This window comes from Pseudomonas sp. GW821-FHT02H09 (assembly GCF_059421425.1).
Genome location: NZ_JBWKVA010000002.1, coordinates 205,806 through 225,266 on the forward strand (window position 1 = coordinate 205,806; position 19,461 = coordinate 225,266).

Below are 19,461 nucleotides of genomic sequence, written 5' to 3' on the forward strand. Positions count from 1 at the left end.
GCGTATTGAAGTCAATTCGCTTGGGGGGATTGGTAGTCATGGTGGAATTGGCCAGATCATTCATGCGCACACCCTAGCGGTCCTGTATGACAAAAAGATGACAATGCAGTGACGCGACAAATCCGCCGCATAGCAGAGCTGGCAGCGGACCGGAAAAATTGGGGGCGTAGGAGCGAGGCTTGCCCGCGATTCAGTCGACTCGATCTGACTGGATCACCGCGGTGATGCCAGCGCGAGCCAGCATCGCTCCTACAGGCCCGGGTTAAGCCCCCGGACCTAAGGTGTTACTTTTTTACGACTTCACCGCCGCCTTCTTGCAGGCCCAGGTCAGCCAGTGCTTTTGCAGCAACCTTGGCTGGCAGAGGGATGTAGCCGTCTTTCACAACCACTTCCTGGCCCTGTTTGGACAGAACCAGCTTCACGAACTCGGCTTCCAGCGGGGCCAGAGGCTTGTTCGGGGCTTTGTTGACGTAAACGTAGAGGAAACGCGACAGCGGGTATTTGCCGTTCAGGGCGTTTTCTTCGCTGTCTTCGATGAAGTCAGTGCTGCCTTTTTTGGCCAGAGCCACGGTCTTCACGCTAGCGGTTTTGTAGCCGATGCCCGAGTAACCGATACCGTTCAGCGAGCTGCTGATCGATTGTACGACCGAAGCCGAACCTGGTTGTTCGTTGACGTTTGGCTTGTAGTCGCCTTTGCACAGGGCTTCTTCTTTGAAGTAGCCATAGGTGCCAGATACCGAGTTACGACCGAACAGCTGGACTGGCTTGTTGGCCAGGTCGCCGGTCACGCCCAGGTCACCCCAGGTTTTCACTTCGGTTTTGGCGCCGCACAGACGAGTCGAGGAGAAGATTGCGTCGACTTGTTCCATGGTCAGGTGCTTGATCGGGTTGTCCTTGTGCACGAATACGGCCAGGGCATCCACAGCGACCGGGATTGCGGTCGGCTTGTAACCGTACTTCTGCTCGAAGGCAGCCAGTTCGGTGTCTTTCATCTTGCGGCTCATCGGGCCCAGGTTCGAGGTGCCTTCAGTCAGCGCAGGTGGCGCAGTGGCGGAGCCAGCGGCCTGAATCTGGATGTTTACGTTCGGGTATTCTTTTTTGTAGTTCTCGGCCCACAGGGTCATCAGGTTCGCCAAGGTATCGGAACCGACGCTGGACAGGTTGCCCGACACACCAGTGGTCTTGGTGTAGCTCGGGATAGCAGGGTCAACAGCGGCAACCGCATTAGCAGTCGCAACGCCAGCAGCGACAAAAGTCATTGCCGCCATCAAACGCTTCAGTTTCATGCCTTACTCCTAGCAGATAGGGTGAATTGGATCGGGGCCAAGTATCTGTAGGCCGTGTGAACACTCTATGACTGGAATATGACAATTAGATGAAGGTCCGGCATTCGATCAGAAGGCTGGACCTTGAGGGAGAAGGTAAAGCAAACGCAGAGGTGATGCGGGGTTTAGCGAGCTTTACGCCACAGATACAGGCCCACCAACAGGCCCATGCTGCAAATTACTGCAACATAATAGGCAGGACCCATCGGGCTTTCCTTGAGTAGCAGGGTGACGATCATCGGGGTCAGACCGCCGAAAATGGCGTAGGCCAGGTTGTAGGAGAATGACAAACCGCTGAAGCGCACTACGGCCGGAAACGCGTTGACCATCACGAATGGCACCGCGCCGATGGTGCCGACGAACAAACCGGTCAGCGAGTACAGCGGGAACAGCCAGTCAGGGTGGTTGAACAGGCTGTGATAGAAGGTCCACGACGTCAGCAACAGCGCCGCGCTTCCAAACACGAACACCCTGCCCGCGCCGAAACGGTCAGCCAGTGCGCCGGAAGCGACACAACCCAGGCTCAGAAACACGATTGCCAGGCTGTTGGCCTGCAACGCGGTGGTCGCCGAGAAGTGGTAGACCGTCTGCAGTACGGTCGGAGTCATCAGAATGACCACAATGACCCCCGCAGAGAGCAACCAGGTCAGCAGCATCGAAATCACAATCGCCCCGCGATGATCGCGCAGCACGGCGCGCAACGGCACTTCTTCGGCCAGGGCTTTGCGCAGTTGCAGTTCGGCGAACACCGGGGTTTCGTGTAGCCAGCGACGCAGGTACACCGAAAACAGCCCGAACACCCCACCCAGCAGGAACGGGATACGCCAGGCGTAATCGGAGACTTCGGTCGGGCTGTAAATGCTGTTGATCGCCGTGGCGACCAATGAGCCGAGCAGGATCCCGGCGGTCAGGCCACAAGTCAGCGTCCCGCAGGCGTAACCGATGTGCCGCTGCGGTACGTGCTCGGACACAAACACCCAGGCGCCTGGCACTTCACCGCCGATGGCCGCGCCCTGGATAACTCGCATCAGCAGCAAGAGAATCGGCGCCCACATACCGATCTGCGCGTAAGTCGGCAACATGCCCATGATCAGCGTCGGCACGGCCATCATGAAAATGCTCAGGGTGAACATCTTCTTGCGCCCCAGCAGGTCACCGAAGTGTGCCATGACGATACCGCCTAACGGCCGGGCCAGATAACCAGCCGCGAAAATCCCGAAGGTCTGCATCAGGCGTAGCCACTCCGGCATGTCCGCCGGGAAGAACAGCTTGCCGACCACCGTGGCGAAGAACACGAAGATAATGAAGTCGTAAAACTCCAGTGCCCCACCCAAGGCAGAGAGCGACAAAGTCTTGTAGTCATTGCGGGTCAACGGACGTGCGGCTTGTGCTGGCTGCGCAATGCTCGAGGGCACACTGGTCATGGCAAGGGCTTCTCTTATAGTCGGGTCTGGAAGCCGCAACAGCGCTGGTTGGGGCCTGGCAGGTTTGGCACGATAGCAAATTGTTCGAAAAAGCACATAGATGAGCGCAATTGACGGTCAAAATGAGAACCGGACGGTCGTCGCGAGGTCTACCGATCGATATACTCGCAATCTACGGGTAAACACCCGCACGCAGAGGGTTGCTGTGCGAAAGCGCCGTTGGGCACCAACCAGCCGGTTTCGCAGAGTTTCCCTTTAGTACGCCTTACGAAAAACGTGACGAACGTAGTATGTTCGGGCTGAATCGTTTTTCCCGAGACGGCTATTCACCCGCAGCACACTGTAGAGTCACGGGTCAGAGGCACCCCCGGCATGATAGAGCTCGAACAAGAAGATCCTATTCCGCAAGGCGATCTGGCCCTGCAAATCACCGCGCTTCCTCGCGAAACCAACGGTTTTGGCGATATTTTCGGTGGTTGGCTGGTCGCGCAAATGGACCTGGCCGGCACGGCGATGGCCAGTAAAGTCGCGGGCGGACGCGTGGCAACGGTAGCGATTGATCGCATGGCGTTTCTGGTGCCGGTTGCGGTCGGAGCGCAACTGTCCTTCTATACCCAGGCGCTGGAAATCGGCCGCAGCTCGATCCAGATGATGGTCGAGGTCTGGAGCGACGATCCACTGTCCAGCGAATGGCGTAAAGTGACCGAAGCGGTGTTTGTCTTCGTCGCCATCGATGGCAGCGGCCGGACCCGTTCGGTGCCTCCACGGCGTTAAACTCATGGACCCGTTGCGGGTCCATTGCAGTCATTGTTTCCAAGTGAGATCTGCAGCATGCCTACGCCCAACGTTGAAGCTGTGAAACTGGATGAACTGAACTGCTGGCGCATCCGCCACGGTCAGGCCGAATTGCTGGTGGCCCAACAAGGTGCGCACATCCTCAGCTATCAGTTGGCGGGGCAACCACCGCTGATCTGGCTCAACGATGAGGCCGCGTTCAAAACCGGCAAGAGCATTCGTGCCGGCGTTCCGGTGTGCTGGCCGTGGTTCGGTAATCTGGCGCGCAACCCGCAAAGCGTTCAGGACATGCGCCAGAGCACTGAACCCGCCACCGCCCACGGTTTGGTAAGGGCGATGGACTGGGAGTTGGACGGGATTGAAGCTGAAGGTGAAAACCTGAAGGTTGAATTCGTTCTGCCTCAGCCCGAAGGCGGCTTGCCTGGCTGGCCGCACAAGGTTGATTTGAAGCTGAGCATTCGTCTGGATGAGCAACTGCACATCAGCCTCACCAGCCACAACCAGGGTACTGAAAGCGTGAGTATCAGCCAGGCGCTGCACAGCTACTTTGCAGTCAGCGATGTGCGCAACGTGCACGTCGAAGGACTGGACGGGGTGAGCTATATCGAAACCCTGGACGACTGGAAAACCTGTATTCAGGCCGGTGATTTGCTCTTTGCCGGTGAAACTGACCGCATCTACCTGGATACGCCTGAACAGCTGAACATTGTTGACCCGAGTTGGGAGCGGCGCATTCAACTGACCAGCCGCGGCTCGCGCTCGGCGGTGATCTGGAATCCGTGGATCGAACGCGCCAAACAATTCAGCGACATGGCCGACGATGGCTGGCAGCGCATGCTGTGCATCGAAACGGCGAATGTGATGGATGATGTGATAACCCTGGCGCCGGGGGCGAGTCATACGCTGGGTGTGAGTGTTGCCAGCAAGCCCCTTTAACACCACGAAACCAATGTGGGAAGCGTCGCCCGACCCTTCCCACATTAAATCGGTGCCCAAATGTCTGGCGCTGTTATAGATCCGACTCTTTCACCACCCTAACCTTCGCCGCATCCAGCGCATACGCCGCATCAGCCAGGTCATTGTTGACCTTCTCGACTTTCAGCGTGCCGGTTACCCACAGCGGCGTATAGATATCATCGAGCTTCAAACCCTTCGGATAACGCACCAGCACCAGTTGATTGGGAGGCGGCGGCGGTACGTGGATGCAGGCGCCTGGGTATGGCACCAGGAAGAACAGCGTGCTGCGACCTTTGGCATCCGTTTCCAGCGGCACCGGGTAACCACCGATACGGATGTCCTTGTCGTTCATCGCCGCCACGGTTTTGGTCGAATACATCACCGCAGGCAGGCCTTTACTCTGTTTCAAGCCACCCTTGTCGGTGAATGTCCCATTGGCTTCGGGCGAGTTATGGTCAATTTCCGGCATTTGTTCGAGGGCTTTCTGGTCCGACTTTGGCATCAGTTCGAGCCAGTCGGTTTCCGGCAGTTCGCCGGCATGGGCCAGGCCACTGCCCAGCAGAAGAAGAGTCAACAGAAGACGGCGCATGGGTTTGCTCGGAAAAGGAAGAACAGTGGAACGCCGAGCATTCTAGTGCCCTATTTCGTAACTGCGTTCAACTTTTGACAAGTGAATAGCGTTTTCAGGCAAGGCGCGGCGACGAGTCATAGCCTGCTATGGCGAAGAGCTGGACGCGGTCAAAGGTGAACAGTCATTTCGAGACGGGCACCACTCTCCGCGTTCCGCGCAGAGAGGGTTTTGTCGCTTTAATCAGCTCTTTTTGACCAGGCCGTAGATCACCAGAAGGACGATTGCGCCAATCAGTGCGCCGATGAAGCCCGCCCCCTGACCCGCATGATAGATGCCTAATGCCTGGCCACCATAGGTCGCCGCCAGCGAACCGCCGATACCGAGCAGGATGGTCATGATCCAGCCCATGCTGTCATCGCCCGGTTTCAGGAAGCGTGCCAGCAGACCAACGATCAAGCCGACAAAGATGGTTCCAATAATATGCATGGCATTTCCTCTGTATGAAATGGTTATGCCGAAGCCTAGTCAGCGCTTTGGCATCCTGCCATCAGAGAACGGCGGTGACCGAAGGTTCCCACCAACCCAAGGGATTTCTTACTCGGCGATCAGCGCTTCGACCTTGAGAATCTGCCGCTCAAGGGTGGCCTTGTCAGCGCAGCGCAGGCTGGCGTGACCGACCTTTCGGCCGACCTTGAACGCCTTGCCATAATGGTGCAAATGGCAATCGGCAATGGCGATGACCTTCTCCACGGCCGGTACTTCACCGATAAAGTTGAGCATTGCGCTTTCGCCGACCTTGGCGGTCGACCCCAGCGGCAGACCGGCCACCGCCCGCAGGTGGTTTTCGAACTGGCTGCACTCGGCGCCTTCGGTGGTCCAGTGCCCGGAGTTGTGGACCCGCGGGGCGATTTCGTTGGCCTTGAGGCCGCCGTCGACTTCAAAGAACTCGAACGCCATCACGCCAACGTAATCCAGCTGCTTGAGCACGCGGCTCGAGTAGTCTTCGGCCAGGGCCTGCAGCGGATGGTTGGTGCTGACCACGGACAGACGCAGAATGCCGTTGTCGTGGGTGTTGTGTACCAACGGGTAAAACTTCGTTTCGCCATCGCGGGCACGCACAGCGATCAGCGAGACTTCGCCAGTGAACGCTACGAAACCTTCCAGCAGGCAGGCAACACTGCCCAACTCGGCGAAAGTGCCCGCCACGTCGGCGGCGCTGCGCAGAACCTTCTGACCCTTGCCGTCATAACCTAGAGTACGGGTCTTCAGGACTGCCGGCAGACCAATGCTGGCCACGGCTGCGTCCAGATCGGCTTGCGACTGGATGTCGGCGAACGCCGGAGTCGGAATCTCGAGGTCCTTGAACATGCTCTTTTCGAACCAGCGATCCCGGGCGATGCGCAGGGCTTCGGCGCTCGGGTAGACCGGCACGAACTGCGACAGGAAGGCCACGGTTTCAGCCGGGACGCTCTCGAATTCGAAAGTCACCAGATCCACTTCATCGGCCAACTGGCGCAAGTGATCCTGATCGCCGTAATCGGCCCGCAGGTGTTCGCCCAGCGCCGCTGCGCAAGCATCCGGTGCCGGATCAAGGAAAGCGAAGTTCATCCCCAGCGGTGTACCCGCCAGAGCCAGCATGCGACCCAACTGGCCGCCACCGATTACACCGATCTTCATCGTCAAAAACCTCAGGCGACGCGTGGGTCTGGATTTTCCAGAACGCTGTCTGTCTGCTCAGCGCGGAATTTCTTCAGCACAGTGTGAAATTGCGGGTGCTTGGCACCAAGGATGCTCGCGGACAACAGCGCGGCATTGATCGCCCCGGCCTTGCCGATGGCCAGCGTGGCGACCGGAATGCCCGCCGGCATCTGCACGATGGACAGCAGCGAGTCGACGCCCGAGAGCATCGACGACTGCACCGGCACGCCCAGTACCGGCAGGTGCGTCTTGGCCGCACACATACCCGGCAAGTGGGCAGCGCCACCGGCGCCGGCGATGATCACCTCGATGCCACGCGCTTCGGCCTCTTCGGCGTACTGGAACAGCAGGTCCGGGGTACGGTGGGCAGAGACCACTTTCACCTCGTAAGGGATGCCGAGCTTTTCCAGCATATCGGCGGTGTGGCTAAGGGTGGACCAATCGGACTTGGAGCCCATGATCACGCCAACCAGTGCACTCATCGTCGTGCCTCTTCTCTCTGGGCGCCCGCAGGCGCGTCAAAAAACAACAAGCCACGCGGGAAAACCGGCGTGGCTTGTTATACGAATCAAGGCCGGTTAAACCGGCCGAAGGCCGCGCAGTATACCGTAAAGAGACAGATAAACAGACCCCGGTTCGACCATCTGTCATATGGCGCAAAGTGGTGATTTTATTGACTCGAAGGTCAGGGCAATACACCACAAATCCAGTGTGGGAGCGGGCTTGCTCGCGAAAGCGGACTGTCAGTCACATTAATGCTGGATGTGCCGCCGTCTTCGCGAGCAAGCCCGCTCCCACATTGGATCTTCGTTGGCTTCAGGATCCTGTTGTGCCTTGCGCCGCACCACCTTCCAGCTTGCGCCACAACAAACGGACGTTGGCCTTGCGCACCAGGGCGCAACGATACAGGCGGATCTCCAGCGGCACATGCCATTGCGGGCCACCGCAGACCACCAGCTCACCTCGCGCCAGTTCGGCGCGCGCGCTGAGCTGCGGTACCCAAGCGATGCCCAGGCCTTCCAGCGCCATGCTTTTGAGGCTGTCGGCCATGGCAGTTTCATAGATGGTGGTGAAACGCAGGGCGCGCTGACGCAGGAGCATGTTCACCGAACGACCGAGGAAGGCACCGGCGCTGTAAGCCAGCAACGGCACGCTGGCTTCGCCTTCCAGGTCAAACAGCGGTTTGCCGTCGGCATCGGCGGCGCAGACCGGGAGCATTTCAGTGTGACCCAGGTGCAGCGAGGGAAAGATTTCCGGATCCATTTGCATGGCCGCATCGGGATCATAGAACGCCAGCATCAGGTCACAACCACCTTCGCGCAGGGCATGCACGGCGTCGCCGACGTTGGTCGCAACCAGCCGCGTGGCGATGTTCAAGCCTTCGTTGCGCAGTTGCGCGATCCAGCGCGGGAAGAAGCCCAGCGCCAGGGAATGCGCAGCGGCGACCTGTATCACTTCGCCCTGCCCGCCTTCCAGATGATGTAAATGGCGCAACACTTCGCCGAGCTGCTCGACCACGGTACGCGCGGTCACCAGAAACAACTGTCCCGCCGCCGTCAGTTCGATTGGCGTGCGCGAGCGGTTGACCAGCGTCAGACCCAGTGCCGCCTCAAGACTGCGGATCCGCCGACTGAACGCTGGCTGGGTGACGAAACGTCGCTCGGCAGCCTGGGAGAAACTGCGGGTGGCGGCCAGAGCACTAAAGTCCTCAAGCCATTTGCTTTCCAGATTCATCACGCCCTCCCGGACACGCACCATTTTAGGTCGCACGTTCGACGCCCAAGCGGCGTCACATCGACATTATGCCGTTTATGCATAGGCTAGTGCTTAACAGCATTGGCCGTAAATTGCCCCCAAGCCTAGCATTGGCAGCGTTCCGGCACAGACCGGGTCCATATCGAGATGATTTCTATCATGTCCTCCGCTGCATCTTTCCGCACCGAAAAAGACCTGCTTGGCGTACTCGACGTACCGGCTCAAGCGTATTACGGCATCCAGACCCTGCGAGCGGTGAACAACTTCCGTCTCTCCGGCGTTCCGATTTCGCATTACCCGAAGCTGGTTGTGGGCCTGGCCATGGTCAAACAGGCCGCTGCCGACGCCAACCGTGAGCTGGGTCACCTCAGCGAAGCCAAGCACGCTGCCATCAGCGAAGCCTGTGCCCGTCTGATCCGCGGCGATTTCCACGAAGAGTTCGTGGTGGACATGATTCAAGGCGGCGCTGGCACTTCGACCAACATGAATGCCAACGAAGTCATCGCCAACATCGCGCTGGAGGCCATGGGTCACCAGAAGGGCGAATACCAGTACCTGCACCCGAACAACGACGTGAACATGGCGCAGTCGACCAACGACGCCTACCCGACGGCCATCCGCCTGGGTCTGCTGTTGGGTCACGACGCGCTGCTGGCCAGCCTCGACAGTCTGATCCAGTCGTTCGCCGCCAAAGGTGAAGAATTCAGCCACGTCCTGAAGATGGGTCGTACCCAACTGCAAGACGCCGTGCCGATGACCCTGGGCCAGGAATTCCGCGCCTTCGCCACTACCCTGAGCGAAGACCTGGCGCGCCTGAAAACACTGGCGCCTGAGCTGCTGACTGAAGTGAACCTGGGCGGCACCGCGATCGGCACCGGCATCAACGCCGACCCGCGTTACCAGCACCTGGCTGTTCAGCGCCTGGCCCTGATCAGCGGTCAACCGCTGGTACCGGCTGCCGACCTGATCGAAGCCACCTCCGACATGGGCGCCTTCGTGCTGTTCTCTGGCATGCTCAAGCGCACCGCGGTCAAGCTGTCGAAGATCTGCAACGACCTGCGCCTGCTGTCCAGCGGCCCACGTACCGGCATCAACGAAATCAACCTGCCAGCGCGTCAGCCAGGCAGCTCGATCATGCCTGGCAAGGTCAACCCGGTTATTCCTGAAGCGGTCAACCAGGTGGCGTTCCAGATCATCGGTAACGACCTGGCGCTGACCATCGCGGCCGAAGGCGGCCAGCTGCAGCTCAACGTGATGGAGCCGCTGATCGCCTTCAAGATCTTCGACTCGATCCGCCTGCTGCAACGCGCCATGGACATGCTGCGCGAGCATTGCATCGTCGGCATCACTGCCAACGAAGCCCGCTGCCGCGAACTGGTCGAACACTCGATCGGTCTGGTCACCGCTCTGAACCCGTACATCGGCTATGAGAACGCCACCCGCATCGCTCGCATCGCGCTGGAAAGCGGCCGCGGCGTGCTGGAACTGGTGCGCGAAGAAGGCTTGCTCGACGAAGCCATGCTCGACGACATCCTGCGCCCGGAAAACATGATTGCTCCGCGTTTGGTGCCTCTGAAAGCCTGACCAACGCCGGCTCTCAAGGCATAGCACCGCTCACCAGGATGAGGGACTAGACACCTCTCACCTTTTGAGGGCTTGGAGATTACTCTCCAGGCCCTTTTTTTTTAACTTGTTTGCAACAACGCAGAACCTGTGGGAACGAGCTTGCTCGCGATGAACGATGACGCGGCTTTCCTGAAAAACCGCGGTGCCGGCATCGCGAGCAAGCTCGCTCCCACAAGAGCCCGACGCCATAAAGTCGGGTGTTTCAAGGCTTCGTTTCGGCGCTTGCACCACAACTGTGCAGACGGACGCCGCACTGATAGGTATAGTGCCGCCCCTCTTCGCGTGAGCGGTCGTCAGTAACGAGGCCCAACCCCATGCGAAACCCGAACTAATAACAACCTGCGAAATGGAACAGGACCAACCTTCGCCTCACCTATTGTGCCGTGCGCAATCGGGTGTAATGCGATGTGTCGGACCGACCAGCATTTGCCTACACAAAAAAACAGCGAGGAAAACTCCATGCTCGAAGTCATCAACGACTTCCTCTCAGGGAAAGTACTGATCGTGCTCATTGTCGGGCTCGGTAGCTACTTCACGATCCGCTCGCGTTTCGTCCAGTTGCGTCACTTCTTCCACATGTTCGCGGTGTTCCGTGACAGCCTGCGCAGCAGCGCCGGTCAACTCAGCTCCTTCCAGGCCCTGATGCTCAGCCTCGCCGGCCGAGTCGGCGCGGGCAACATTGCCGGTGTCGGCATCGCCGTGACCCTGGGTGGCCCGGGTGCGGTGTTCTGGATGTGGGTGACCGCGCTGGTCGGCATGTCCAGCAGCTTCTTCGAATGCTCCCTCGGCCAGCTCTACAAGCGCTGCGACTCCGAAGGCCAGTACCGTGGCGGCCCGTCCTATTACATCCAGCATGGCCTGCAGAAACGCTGGTTGGGCATGATCATGGCCTTCCTGCTGCTGGTGACCTTCGGTTTCGCCTTCAACGGCCTGCAATCCCATGCCGTGACCCACTCGCTCAATAACGCCTTCGGCCTGAACACCACCTACACCGGGCTGGGCCTGGCAGTGCTGCTGGGTCTGGTGTTCATCGGTGGCATCAAGCGTATCGCCAAGGTCGCTGACCTGCTGGTTCCGGTGAAGACCCTGGTGTACATCGGCGTGACCCTCTATGTGATCGTGCTGCAATTCGACCACGTGCCGGCCATGCTGATGACCATCGTCAAAAGCGCCTTCGGTCTGGATCAAGCCTTCGGTGGCCTGATCGGTAGCGCGATCATCATGGGCGTGAAGCGCGGCGTTTTCGCTAACGAAGCCGGTCTGGGCAGTGCGCCTAACGTTGCCGCTGTCGCGCAGGTCGAGCACCCGGTCGCACAAGGCGTGGTACAAGCGTTCAGCGTGTTCCTGGATACCTTCGTGATCTGCACCTGCACCGCGTTGCTGATTCTGCTGTCAGGCTTCTACACCCCAGGCTTCGAAGGTGACGGCATTGCCCTGACCCAGAACTCTCTGGCGGCGGTAGTCGGTGACTGGGGCCGGATGTTCATCAGCGTCGCGCTGGCGTTGTTCGTGTTCACCTCGATCCTCTACAACTACTACCTGGGCGAGAGCAACCTGCGCTTCTTGATCGGCGACAACCGCAAGGTGCTGATCGGCTATCGCGCATTGGTATTGGTGTTGATCTTCTGGGGTGCGATCGAGAACCTCGGCACCGTGTTCGCCTTCGCCGACATCACCATGACGTTGCTGGCCTTCGTTAACCTGATCGCGTTGTTCCTGCTGTTCAAGGTCGGCATGCGCATCCTGCGTGACTACGACGACCAACGCGCCGCAGGCATCAAGACACCAGTGTTCGACTCCAGCAAGTTTGCGGACCTGGATCTGGACCTGAAAGCCTGGCCAGCCAATCCGCCAGCACCGGCCACTCAAGCCCAGGCAACACCTGCAGTCGCGAGCGCAGCGCAACGCTGATCGCCAAACCGGGCGCAATCCATTGCGTCCGACGTGACACACCGCACGGTCAGCGTCATGCTCGACCGTACGGTGTACTCGTCCAGGAGATTCCCACATGAACCCCGCAACTTACCCCGCAGCACAGCACGTCATGGTGCTCTACACCGGTGGCACCATCGGCATGCAAGCCAGCGCTCACGGCCTGGCCCCAGCTTCCGGTTTTGAAGCACGGATGCGCGACTACCTCCACAGCCAGCCAGATCTGGTAGTGCCGAACTGGCGCTTCCGCGAAATGGCCCCGCTGATCGACAGTGCCAACATGACACCTGCCTATTGGCTGCGTCTGCGTGAAGCGGTCATCGATGCAGTCGACGTACAGGGCTGCGACAGCGTGCTGATCCTGCACGGCACTGACACCCTCGCTTACAGCGCCGCAGCCATGAGCTTCCAGTTGCTCGGCCTGCATGCGCGGGTCGTGTTCACCGGCTCCATGCTGCCGGCCGGCGTGACCGACAGCGATGCCTGGGAAAACCTCGGCGGAGCGTTGGTTGCACTGGGCCAAGGCCTGGCGCCGGGAGTGCATTTGTACTTCCACGGCGAACTGCTGGCGCCGACCCGTTGCGCGAAAGTTCGCAGCTTTGGTCGTCATCCGTTTGCTGCGCTGCAACGTAACGGTGGCGTGGCCAAGGCGCCGTCAGTTCCCGCTCAGCTGCAATACGATCAGAGCAAGCAACTGGCCAGGGTTGGCGTGCTGCCGTTGTTCCCCGGCATTGGTGCTGAACAACTTGATGGCCTGCTCAATAGCGGCATTCAAGGGCTGCTGCTCGAGTGCTTCGGCAGCGGCACCGGGCCAAGCGACAACCCAGAGTTCCTCGCCAGCCTGCGACGAGCGCAGGACAAGGGCATCGTAGTGGTGGCGATCACTCAGTGCCATGAAGGCGGGGTTAAGCTGGACGTCTACGAAGCTGGCAGCCGGTTGCGCGATGCTGGCGTGTTGTCGGGTGGCGGCATGACTCGTGAGGCGGCGTTTGGCAAATTGCATGCGCTGTTGGGTGCAGGGCTTGAGACGGCCGAGGTTCGGCGTTTGGTTGAGTTGGATCTTTGTGGGGAGCTGGCTTAAATCCCACTCCGATAGCTATCGCAGCAACCTACGGCAGCTTCTACGGATTAATGACGTGGAACTGCCGCAGGGTGCAAAGCGCTCTAGAGCATCGGCATGCACTTTGTTCAGAATCTAAAATACGTCCTAAACCACTGAAAAATCCGACGAGTGGTTAAATTTTGCTGGTCAACCTGTCATTTATGACAGTAGCCAACGCCCCCCCATAAGCTTAACGTTAGTTCCGACAGACCCGTTTGTATTCATCTATCCGATAAAAATATTTTTATCGATATATCCCACGGGTCGTATGCCCAACTGTGCACATCTATAACGATATTGATCTGGGGTTTTTATATGAACGCTTATGAAAAATCGGCGGCAGGTGAATCAGTATTTAAAGGTTTCCAACGCTCATCGAATGCATCCGTTTCCCCTCGGCAGCTTATACCACCCACTATTTATCATGGGCCCTACCCGTTTGTTGCCCATGAATCGCACGGAATAATCGTCCCTGTAGAACTTGCGTCCTCTCACATCCGTATTTATGTGCATATACAAACTGATGGGTTGCCTGATACAGCCCACGCCTACATTAAACTCAAGGCGCTCGATGGGTCCGTCGATTTCACGTCAAAACCCGTATCGATTGTAAAACCTGAAACACTGAGTATTGAAGTTCCGCAAGTAGAACTTATTCGCTTTGAGGGAAAAGAAGTAGCAATCACCTATGTCGTAGAGCTGGCCGATGAAGAGCCCGTAGATTCACCAACGCTTATCGTTAGTGTGACACTCCCCATTGTCTCGACCCCTCCTGTCGTAGAGGGTTTGATTAACTCATACATCAAGGTATCCGATTATCCAAGCGGGCTTGATGTGGATCTCGCGGCTATCGAAAATTTAAAGGCTCCCAGCATTGTGTCGTGCACGTGGACCGTATCAAGAAAAGTGGATGGCGAAATCATCGGCCTCTACAGCCTGATACAGCGAGCCCTGGCAACGCCAGGCTCTGCTTACAGTTTCCGTATTCCGGTGGATGCCTATGTGGGTTGGCCTGCTGATGCGACAGGCACATGTAGAGCCGCGGTAGATTTCGCACCTTATGATCCTGATCTCCAGACTTATGGGATCGGTGGCCACGATTTCAGCTTCATCTAAAAATTGCCACGTGCGCTCGCGGATCAGTTGCCAGACCCATCGCACAGATCGGCACACAACTTGCTCGGTTCCAGCATCCCCAGCCGGAACCGAGCATGCTGCACTCCCATCTCACGACCCTCAACGCGGTCTCACTGGTGCTCAGCACCTTCAAGGCTGAAGGCCTGTCCAGCGAAGCGCTGTTGGCCGGCAGCGGCATCAGTGCGACAGATCTGAGCCGTGCCGACACGCGAATCACCACTAATCAAGAAATGCAGGTTTGCGCCAATGCCGTCGCGCTCAAGCGCGAGATCGGCCTGGAGCTGGGCCGGCGCATGCATGTCTCTTCCTACGGCATGCTGGGTTATGCCCTGCTCACCAGTGCCACCTTCGGTGACGCTTTGCGTCTGGCGCTGCATTATCCGGCGCTATTGGGAACACTTTTCGAGTTGAGCCTCGAGGACGATGGCGAGCGCATCTGGCTCACGGCCGGCGACTATCGGGAAAACCCGGCGCTGGCGGAGTTCAACACCGAGTTCTGCCTGGTCTCGATGAAGGTCATCTGCGACGACCTGCTCGGCCACCCGCTGCCATTGCTCGGTGCCCGCTTCGAATATCCCGCACCGGACTACCAAACCCGCTACACCGAGCGCTTCGACTGCTCCTTGCAGTTCGATGCCACGGCCAATGGCTTTGCCTTCGACAAGCGGTGGCTCGACCAACCGTTGCCACTGGCCGACACCATCACCCACCAGGCCATGGCCGAGCGCTGCCGCAAACAGAACACCGAATTCACCGGACGTCAGGCCTGGCTGGGGCGAATCCGCCAACTGCTCGCCACGCAACTCAACGCTGCACCGGGGCTTGAGGGCTTGGCCGAGCAAATGAACTGTTCGGCGCGCACTCTGCGCAGGCATCTCAAGGATCTGGGGTGCAGCTATCAGGAGCTGCTCGACGAGCTTCGCTTTGAGCGGGCCAAGCAAATGCTCCGCGAAGATCAGTTGCCGATTTACCAGATCGCCGAAAACCTGGGTTTCAGCGAAACCGCCAGTTTCCGCCATGCCTTCGTCCGCTGGAGCGGCGTTGCGCCGAGTCAGTTCCGGCCCTGAACCGAAGATCGGAGCCTGCGGCAGCTCCTACGGGCGACGATCGTTCCCACGCTCCCGCGTGGGAATGCAGCCCGTGACGCTCCGCGTCGCAGCCGAAGCAGACGCAGAGCCCCCAATGAGGCATTCCCACGCAGAGCGTGGGAACGATCATGTCTCCCGCGCCATTGAGGGGCGAATTTCGGACAAACAATTTGGCCATATCGATCCCCTTTTGGCCGCTCCTGCCGTTCTCTCAAACTCCGTGCGCCGCAAGACTGTGAGCAACCGAATCAGCCTGCGGAGAATAAGAAATGCTGACGATCTACTCGGATGATCACCACCTGCACCACGGCCGTTGTGAATTGATGGACGGGCAACTGATGCCCTGCTTCGAAATGCCCTCGCGCGCCGATCACGTTCTGCAGCGGGTCCAGTACCGCAGCCTGGGCCCGGTGCAAGCACCGCAGGATTTCGGTTTGGGGCCGATCCAGCGGATTCACTCCAGCGAATATCTGGACTTCTTCAAAGGCGCCTGGCAGCGCTGGACCGAGTTCGGTCGCGAGGGTGACTTGCTGCCCTACACCTGGCCGGCCCGCACCTTGCGCAGGGTGATCCCGAAAAGTCTGCATGGCCAACTCGGCTATTACAGCTTCGACGGCGGCGCGCCGATCACCGCCGGCACCTGGCAAGCCGCGTACAGCGCAGCGCAAGTCGCGCTCACAGCCCAAGCGGAGATCCAACGCGGCGCTCGCAGTGCTTTTGCCCTGTGCCGACCACCGGGCCACCACGCTGCCAGCGACTTGATGGGCGGTTACTGCTACCTGAACAACGCGGCCATCGCCGCTCAGGCGTTCCTCGATCAAGGCCATAAAAAGGTTGCCATCCTCGACGTCGACTACCACCACGGCAACGGCACCCAATCGATTTTCTATGAGCGCAGCGACGTGCTGTTTGCTTCGATCCATGGCCACCCGCAAGCCGAGTTTCCGTTCTTCCTCGGTTACGAAGACGAGCACGGAGAGGGTGCTGGCGAAGGTTTCAACTTCAACTACCCGCTGGCCGCCGGCAGCGGCTGGGACAGCTGGAGCGCTGCACTGGAACTGGCCTGCAAAGAGATCGAAAGCTACGGCGCCGATGTCGTGGTGGTTTCTCTGGGCGTCGACACCTTCAAGGACGACCCGATCTCCCAGTTCAAGCTCGACAGCCCGGACTACCTGCGCATGGGCGAACGTATCGCGCGTCTCGGCAAGCCGACGCTGTTCGTGATGGAAGGCGGTTACGCGGTAGAAGAAATCGGCATCAACGCCGTGAACGTTCTCGAAGGTTTCCAAAGCGCCCAATGAGGAATTAGAACAATGAACAGACTCAAGCGTTTTATCGCTCCAGCGCTCTGCGCCACAGTGCTCAGCGGCGCCGTACATGCTGAAGACCGCACCTTGCGGGTCTACAACTGGTTCGATTACATCACCCCCAAAACCCTCGAAGACTTCAAGGCCGAGACCAAGGTCAAACTGATCTACGACATCTTCGACACCAACGAAGCGCTGGAAGCCAAGCTGCTCACCGGCAACTCCGGTTATGACGTGGTGGTGCCGTCCAACGTGTTCCTGGCCAAGCAGATCGAAGCCGGGGTGTTCCAGCCACTGGACCGCAGCAAGCTGCCGAACTGGAACCACCTCGATCCCAAGCTGATGAAGCTGATCGAAGCCAACGACCCCGGCAACAAATACGCCGTGCCCTACATGTACGGCACCATCCTGATCGGTTTCAACCCGGACAAGATCAAGGCCGCGCTGGGCGACAACGCGCCGGTGGACAGCTGGGACCTGATCTTCAAGGAGGAGAACATCAGCAAACTCAAGCAGTGCGGCGTCGCTCTGCTCGACTCGCCGTCGGAGATCCTGCCGCTGGCCCTGCAACACCTCGGCCTGCCGCCCAACAGCACCAAGCCTGCGGACTACGCCAAAGCTGAAGCGCTGCTGCTGAAGATTCGTCCGTACATCACCTACTTCCACTCCTCCAAGTACATGGCCGATATCGCCAACGGCGACATCTGCGTCGCGGTCGGTTATTCCGGCAGCTTCTCCCAGGCCGCCAACCGCGCCAAGGAAGCCAAGAACGGTGTCGTCGTCGATATGCGCCTGCCCAAAGAAGGCGCGCCGATCTGGTTCGACATGCTGTCGATCCCTAAAGGCGCCAAAGATCCGGAAGACGCTTACACCTTCATCAACTACCTGCTGCAACCGAAAGTGATCGCGCCAATCAGCGACTTCGTCGGCTACCCGAACCCGAACAAGGACGCCACCGATCTAGTCGACCCGGCGATCCGCACCAACCCCAACCTGTACCCGACCGAAGCGGCGATGAGCACGCTCTATACCCTGCAACCCTTGCCGCGTGATGCGGAGCGCGCACGTACCCGAGTCTGGACCAAGATCAAGTCCGGGACCTGAACCGAATGATTGCCGGGCATTGATGTCCGTAGAGCGAAACCGAAGACCCGCCACTGCGCGGGTCTTTCAATCCCGATCAGATCTCATCAACTCCAGACGCCCCTTAACCGCGTCAGTGCCGCCTCAATGGCCACTTCCGGCACCGCCGCAAACCCGAGCACCAACCCTGCCCGCTCCTCTACTGGCATACTCGAATCCGGTAACCAGTAACGGCTCAAGCCACTGATCTCCACATCGACACTCGCGGCTTGTTCGATCAGCTCACGTTCGCGGGCCGGACTGTCCACCCGTACGGTCAGATGCAAACCCGCCGCCACACTGGGCAAACTGCCAACACCCGGGATATCCACAGGCCAACCGGCCAACAATGCATTGCGTCGACTCAACGCTGCGCGGCGCATCCGGCGGATATGCCGCTGAAAATGCCCGGCCGCCATGAACTCAGCCATCACCGCTTGGGTGCTGACCTCCGAGTGCCGCACATCCACTGCCCGACGTTGGGCGAAGGCCTCCACCAGCCCCATCGGCAACACCAGATAGCCCAGGCGCAACGCCGGAAACGCGACTTTGCCGAAAGTCCCGACATACAACACACGGCCCTGGCGATCCAGCGCGGCCAAGGGCGCCAGTGGTGCGCCGCTGTAACGGTATTCGCCGTCATAGTCGTCCTCGACGATCCAGCCTTGGGTGCGCTCGGCCCATGCCAGCAACTCCAGACGCCGCGCCAGACTCATGACCACCCCGGTCGGATACTGATGAGAGGGGGTGACATAGGCCAGCCGGCAATCGCTCAAGGTCGCCAATTGCGTGCAGTCCATGCCCTCGCTGTCCACCGCCACACCACGCAACTGCGCCCCTGCCACGGCAAAGGCATGGCCGGCCGCGCGATAGCCCGGGTTTTCCACAGCCACCCCATCGCCGGGCTCCACCAGCAACTGTGCACAAAGGCTAATTCCCTGCTGCGCGCCACTGGTGATCACAATTTGTTCAGCGCTGCACTGCATGCCACGGGAGCTGCGCAAATATGCAGCGACCAGCCCGCGCAAGCGTGCGTCGCCTTCTGGCGCGCCATAACACAACTGCTGCAAATCCGGTTTTCGCCAAAAAGCCGCATTCAGCTTGGCCCAGACCTCGAACGGGAACAGATCAAAAGCCGGAACACCCACCCGAAAAGCGCGCGGAGGACCACCCGGCGGCCTGGTCAAATGGTGCTGCTCGACACGCTCAAGGGCACTGCTGTGGATAACTTTACTGGATGTAATCCCAGGTAAAACAGACGATTTTGTGGATAACCCTGTGGGTAAGCCTGTTGAAAACCCTGTGGATACTTTTGTGGATAGTTTTTTCACCGGGAGGGCTGTCTCCGGTAACAGAGCCACATAGGTGCCGTCACCCACGCGCCCTTCGATAAAGCCTTCGGCGTACAGCTGATCGTAGGCGCGAACTACGCTATTGCGGGAAATCGACAAGGCTGCGGCCAGGTCCCGGGTAGCAGGCAAACGCGTGCCGCTGGCCAGGCGTCCGTCCAGTACCCGCAAGCGCAAAGCCTGATAGAGCTGTCGACTCAAGCCCTGACGACGATCCAGTTCGATACCCGCCGGGTTGAACGACAAGGACAGCGGCGCAAGGGACATGGGCTG

Annotated in this window: 17 protein-coding genes; 9 read left to right on the plus strand and 8 right to left on the minus strand. The window is 59.2% G+C overall.

Annotated elements, in window-relative coordinates:
- Nucleotides 1–284: 284 nt before the first annotated feature.
- Together AC07VR_RS03420 and AC07VR_RS03425 are read right to left on the minus strand one after the other, a co-directional pair.
- Nucleotides 285–1,286 carry a phosphate ABC transporter substrate-binding protein PstS gene (locus AC07VR_RS03420; RefSeq protein ID WP_494990946.1) on the minus strand — a complete coding sequence of 334 codons (1,002 nt, stop codon included), beginning with the start codon at nt 1,284–1,286 and terminating at the stop codon, nt 285–287.
- Nucleotides 1,287–1,450: 164 nt separating this feature from the next.
- Entirely contained in the window at nt 1,451–2,749 is a 1,299-nt protein-coding gene (locus tag AC07VR_RS03425) for an MFS transporter (protein ID WP_495010465.1), read from the minus strand.
- A gap of 372 nt (nt 2,750–3,121) precedes the next feature.
- Here AC07VR_RS03425 and AC07VR_RS03430 point away from each other — a divergent pair, with 372 nt between their 5' ends.
- A complete protein-coding gene (locus AC07VR_RS03430; RefSeq protein ID WP_150640794.1) occupies nt 3,122–3,523 on the plus strand; it encodes an acyl-CoA thioesterase in 402 nt (133 codons plus the stop codon).
- A gap of 57 nt (nt 3,524–3,580) precedes the next feature.
- Nucleotides 3,581–4,480, plus strand: a complete 900-nt coding sequence (locus AC07VR_RS03435) for a D-hexose-6-phosphate mutarotase (protein WP_495010466.1) — start codon at nt 3,581–3,583, stop codon at nt 4,478–4,480.
- Between the two features lie 73 nt (nt 4,481–4,553).
- Here the strand turns inward: AC07VR_RS03435 and AC07VR_RS03440 are convergent, their stop codons facing one another.
- The 5 genes from AC07VR_RS03440 to AC07VR_RS03460 all read right to left on the minus strand — a co-directional run bounded on the left by AC07VR_RS03440 (nt 4,554) and on the right by AC07VR_RS03460 (nt 8,504).
- Entirely contained in the window at nt 4,554–5,090 is a 537-nt protein-coding gene (locus tag AC07VR_RS03440; RefSeq protein ID WP_494990949.1) for a DUF3299 domain-containing protein, read from the minus strand.
- A 222-nt stretch (nt 5,091–5,312) separates the two neighbouring features.
- Nucleotides 5,313–5,558, minus strand: coding sequence for a GlsB/YeaQ/YmgE family stress response membrane protein (locus tag AC07VR_RS03445; RefSeq protein WP_494990950.1), 246 nt, complete (start codon nt 5,556–5,558; stop codon nt 5,313–5,315).
- 108 nt (nt 5,559–5,666) lie between these two features.
- Nucleotides 5,667–6,749 (minus strand): 5-(carboxyamino)imidazole ribonucleotide synthase, encoded by a 1,083-nt coding sequence (locus AC07VR_RS03450; RefSeq protein ID WP_495010467.1) that lies wholly within the window; start codon nt 6,747–6,749, stop codon nt 5,667–5,669.
- An 11-nt stretch (nt 6,750–6,760) separates the two neighbouring features.
- A complete protein-coding gene (gene purE / locus AC07VR_RS03455; RefSeq protein ID WP_494990952.1) occupies nt 6,761–7,252 on the minus strand; it encodes a 5-(carboxyamino)imidazole ribonucleotide mutase in 492 nt (163 codons plus the stop codon).
- A gap of 334 nt (nt 7,253–7,586) precedes the next feature.
- Nucleotides 7,587–8,504, minus strand: a complete 918-nt coding sequence (locus AC07VR_RS03460; RefSeq protein ID WP_494990953.1) for a LysR substrate-binding domain-containing protein — start codon at nt 8,502–8,504, stop codon at nt 7,587–7,589.
- Between the two features lie 180 nt (nt 8,505–8,684).
- Here AC07VR_RS03460 and aspA point away from each other — a divergent pair, with 180 nt between their 5' ends.
- The 7 genes from aspA (at nt 8,685) to AC07VR_RS03495 (ending at nt 17,821) form a co-directional block, all read left to right on the plus strand.
- Nucleotides 8,685–10,109: an aspartate ammonia-lyase gene (gene aspA / locus AC07VR_RS03465; RefSeq protein WP_494990954.1), complete on the plus strand. Its 1,425-nt coding sequence runs from the start codon at nt 8,685–8,687 to the stop codon at nt 10,107–10,109.
- Between the two features lie 501 nt (nt 10,110–10,610).
- A complete protein-coding gene (locus tag AC07VR_RS03470) occupies nt 10,611–12,062 on the plus strand; it encodes an alanine/glycine:cation symporter family protein (protein ID WP_494990955.1) in 1,452 nt (483 codons plus the stop codon).
- Between the two features lie 97 nt (nt 12,063–12,159).
- The gene (locus AC07VR_RS03475; RefSeq protein ID WP_495010468.1) at nt 12,160–13,164 is read left to right on the plus strand and encodes an asparaginase; all 1,005 of its coding nucleotides are present in this window, start codon (nt 12,160–12,162) and stop codon (nt 13,162–13,164) included.
- A gap of 336 nt (nt 13,165–13,500) precedes the next feature.
- Nucleotides 13,501–14,301 (plus strand): hypothetical protein, encoded by an 801-nt coding sequence (locus AC07VR_RS03480; protein ID WP_495010469.1) that lies wholly within the window; start codon nt 13,501–13,503, stop codon nt 14,299–14,301.
- A 95-nt stretch (nt 14,302–14,396) separates the two neighbouring features.
- The gene (locus AC07VR_RS03485) at nt 14,397–15,389 is read left to right on the plus strand and encodes an AraC family transcriptional regulator (RefSeq protein ID WP_494990957.1); all 993 of its coding nucleotides are present in this window, start codon (nt 14,397–14,399) and stop codon (nt 15,387–15,389) included.
- 290 nt (nt 15,390–15,679) lie between these two features.
- Nucleotides 15,680–16,711: a histone deacetylase family protein gene (locus tag AC07VR_RS03490; protein WP_494990958.1), complete on the plus strand. Its 1,032-nt coding sequence runs from the start codon at nt 15,680–15,682 to the stop codon at nt 16,709–16,711.
- A gap of 12 nt (nt 16,712–16,723) precedes the next feature.
- The gene (locus AC07VR_RS03495; RefSeq protein WP_495010470.1) at nt 16,724–17,821 is read left to right on the plus strand and encodes a polyamine ABC transporter substrate-binding protein; all 1,098 of its coding nucleotides are present in this window, start codon (nt 16,724–16,726) and stop codon (nt 17,819–17,821) included.
- A gap of 86 nt (nt 17,822–17,907) precedes the next feature.
- On the opposite strand, the gene pdxR is transcribed toward AC07VR_RS03495, so the two are convergent.
- Complete coding sequence (gene pdxR / locus AC07VR_RS03500) at nt 17,908–19,455, minus strand: MocR-like pyridoxine biosynthesis transcription factor PdxR (RefSeq protein ID WP_495010471.1); 1,548 nt, start codon at nt 19,453–19,455, stop codon at nt 17,908–17,910.
- Nucleotides 19,456–19,461 lie beyond the last annotated feature (6 nt).

What these genes read in the sequence shown, in the direction of transcription:
- AC07VR_RS03420 (WP_494990946.1), bottom strand. Translation starts at nt 1,286, where the DNA reads ATGAAACTGAAGCGTTTGATGGCGGCAATGACTTTTGTCGCTGCTGGC.
- AC07VR_RS03425 (WP_495010465.1), bottom strand. Translation starts at nt 2,749, where the DNA reads ATGACCAGTGTGCCCTCGAGCATTGCGCAGCCAGCACAAGCCGCACGT.
- AC07VR_RS03430 (WP_150640794.1), top strand. Translation starts at nt 3,122, where the DNA reads ATGATAGAGCTCGAACAAGAAGATCCTATTCCGCAAGGCGATCTGGCC.
- AC07VR_RS03435 (WP_495010466.1), top strand. Translation starts at nt 3,581, where the DNA reads ATGCCTACGCCCAACGTTGAAGCTGTGAAACTGGATGAACTGAACTGC.
- AC07VR_RS03440 (WP_494990949.1), bottom strand. Translation starts at nt 5,090, where the DNA reads ATGCGCCGTCTTCTGTTGACTCTTCTTCTGCTGGGCAGTGGCCTGGCC.
- AC07VR_RS03445 (WP_494990950.1), bottom strand. Translation starts at nt 5,558, where the DNA reads ATGCATATTATTGGAACCATCTTTGTCGGCTTGATCGTTGGTCTGCTG.
- AC07VR_RS03450 (WP_495010467.1), bottom strand. Translation starts at nt 6,749, where the DNA reads ATGAAGATCGGTGTAATCGGTGGCGGCCAGTTGGGTCGCATGCTGGCT.
- purE (WP_494990952.1), bottom strand. Translation starts at nt 7,252, where the DNA reads ATGAGTGCACTGGTTGGCGTGATCATGGGCTCCAAGTCCGATTGGTCC.
- AC07VR_RS03460 (WP_494990953.1), bottom strand. Translation starts at nt 8,504, where the DNA reads ATGAATCTGGAAAGCAAATGGCTTGAGGACTTTAGTGCTCTGGCCGCC.
- aspA (WP_494990954.1), top strand. Translation starts at nt 8,685, where the DNA reads ATGTCCTCCGCTGCATCTTTCCGCACCGAAAAAGACCTGCTTGGCGTA.
- AC07VR_RS03470 (WP_494990955.1), top strand. Translation starts at nt 10,611, where the DNA reads ATGCTCGAAGTCATCAACGACTTCCTCTCAGGGAAAGTACTGATCGTG.
- AC07VR_RS03475 (WP_495010468.1), top strand. Translation starts at nt 12,160, where the DNA reads ATGAACCCCGCAACTTACCCCGCAGCACAGCACGTCATGGTGCTCTAC.
- AC07VR_RS03480 (WP_495010469.1), top strand. Translation starts at nt 13,501, where the DNA reads ATGAACGCTTATGAAAAATCGGCGGCAGGTGAATCAGTATTTAAAGGT.
- AC07VR_RS03485 (WP_494990957.1), top strand. Translation starts at nt 14,397, where the DNA reads ATGCTGCACTCCCATCTCACGACCCTCAACGCGGTCTCACTGGTGCTC.
- AC07VR_RS03490 (WP_494990958.1), top strand. Translation starts at nt 15,680, where the DNA reads ATGCTGACGATCTACTCGGATGATCACCACCTGCACCACGGCCGTTGT.
- AC07VR_RS03495 (WP_495010470.1), top strand. Translation starts at nt 16,724, where the DNA reads ATGAACAGACTCAAGCGTTTTATCGCTCCAGCGCTCTGCGCCACAGTG.
- pdxR (WP_495010471.1), bottom strand. Translation starts at nt 19,455, where the DNA reads ATGTCCCTTGCGCCGCTGTCCTTGTCGTTCAACCCGGCGGGTATCGAA.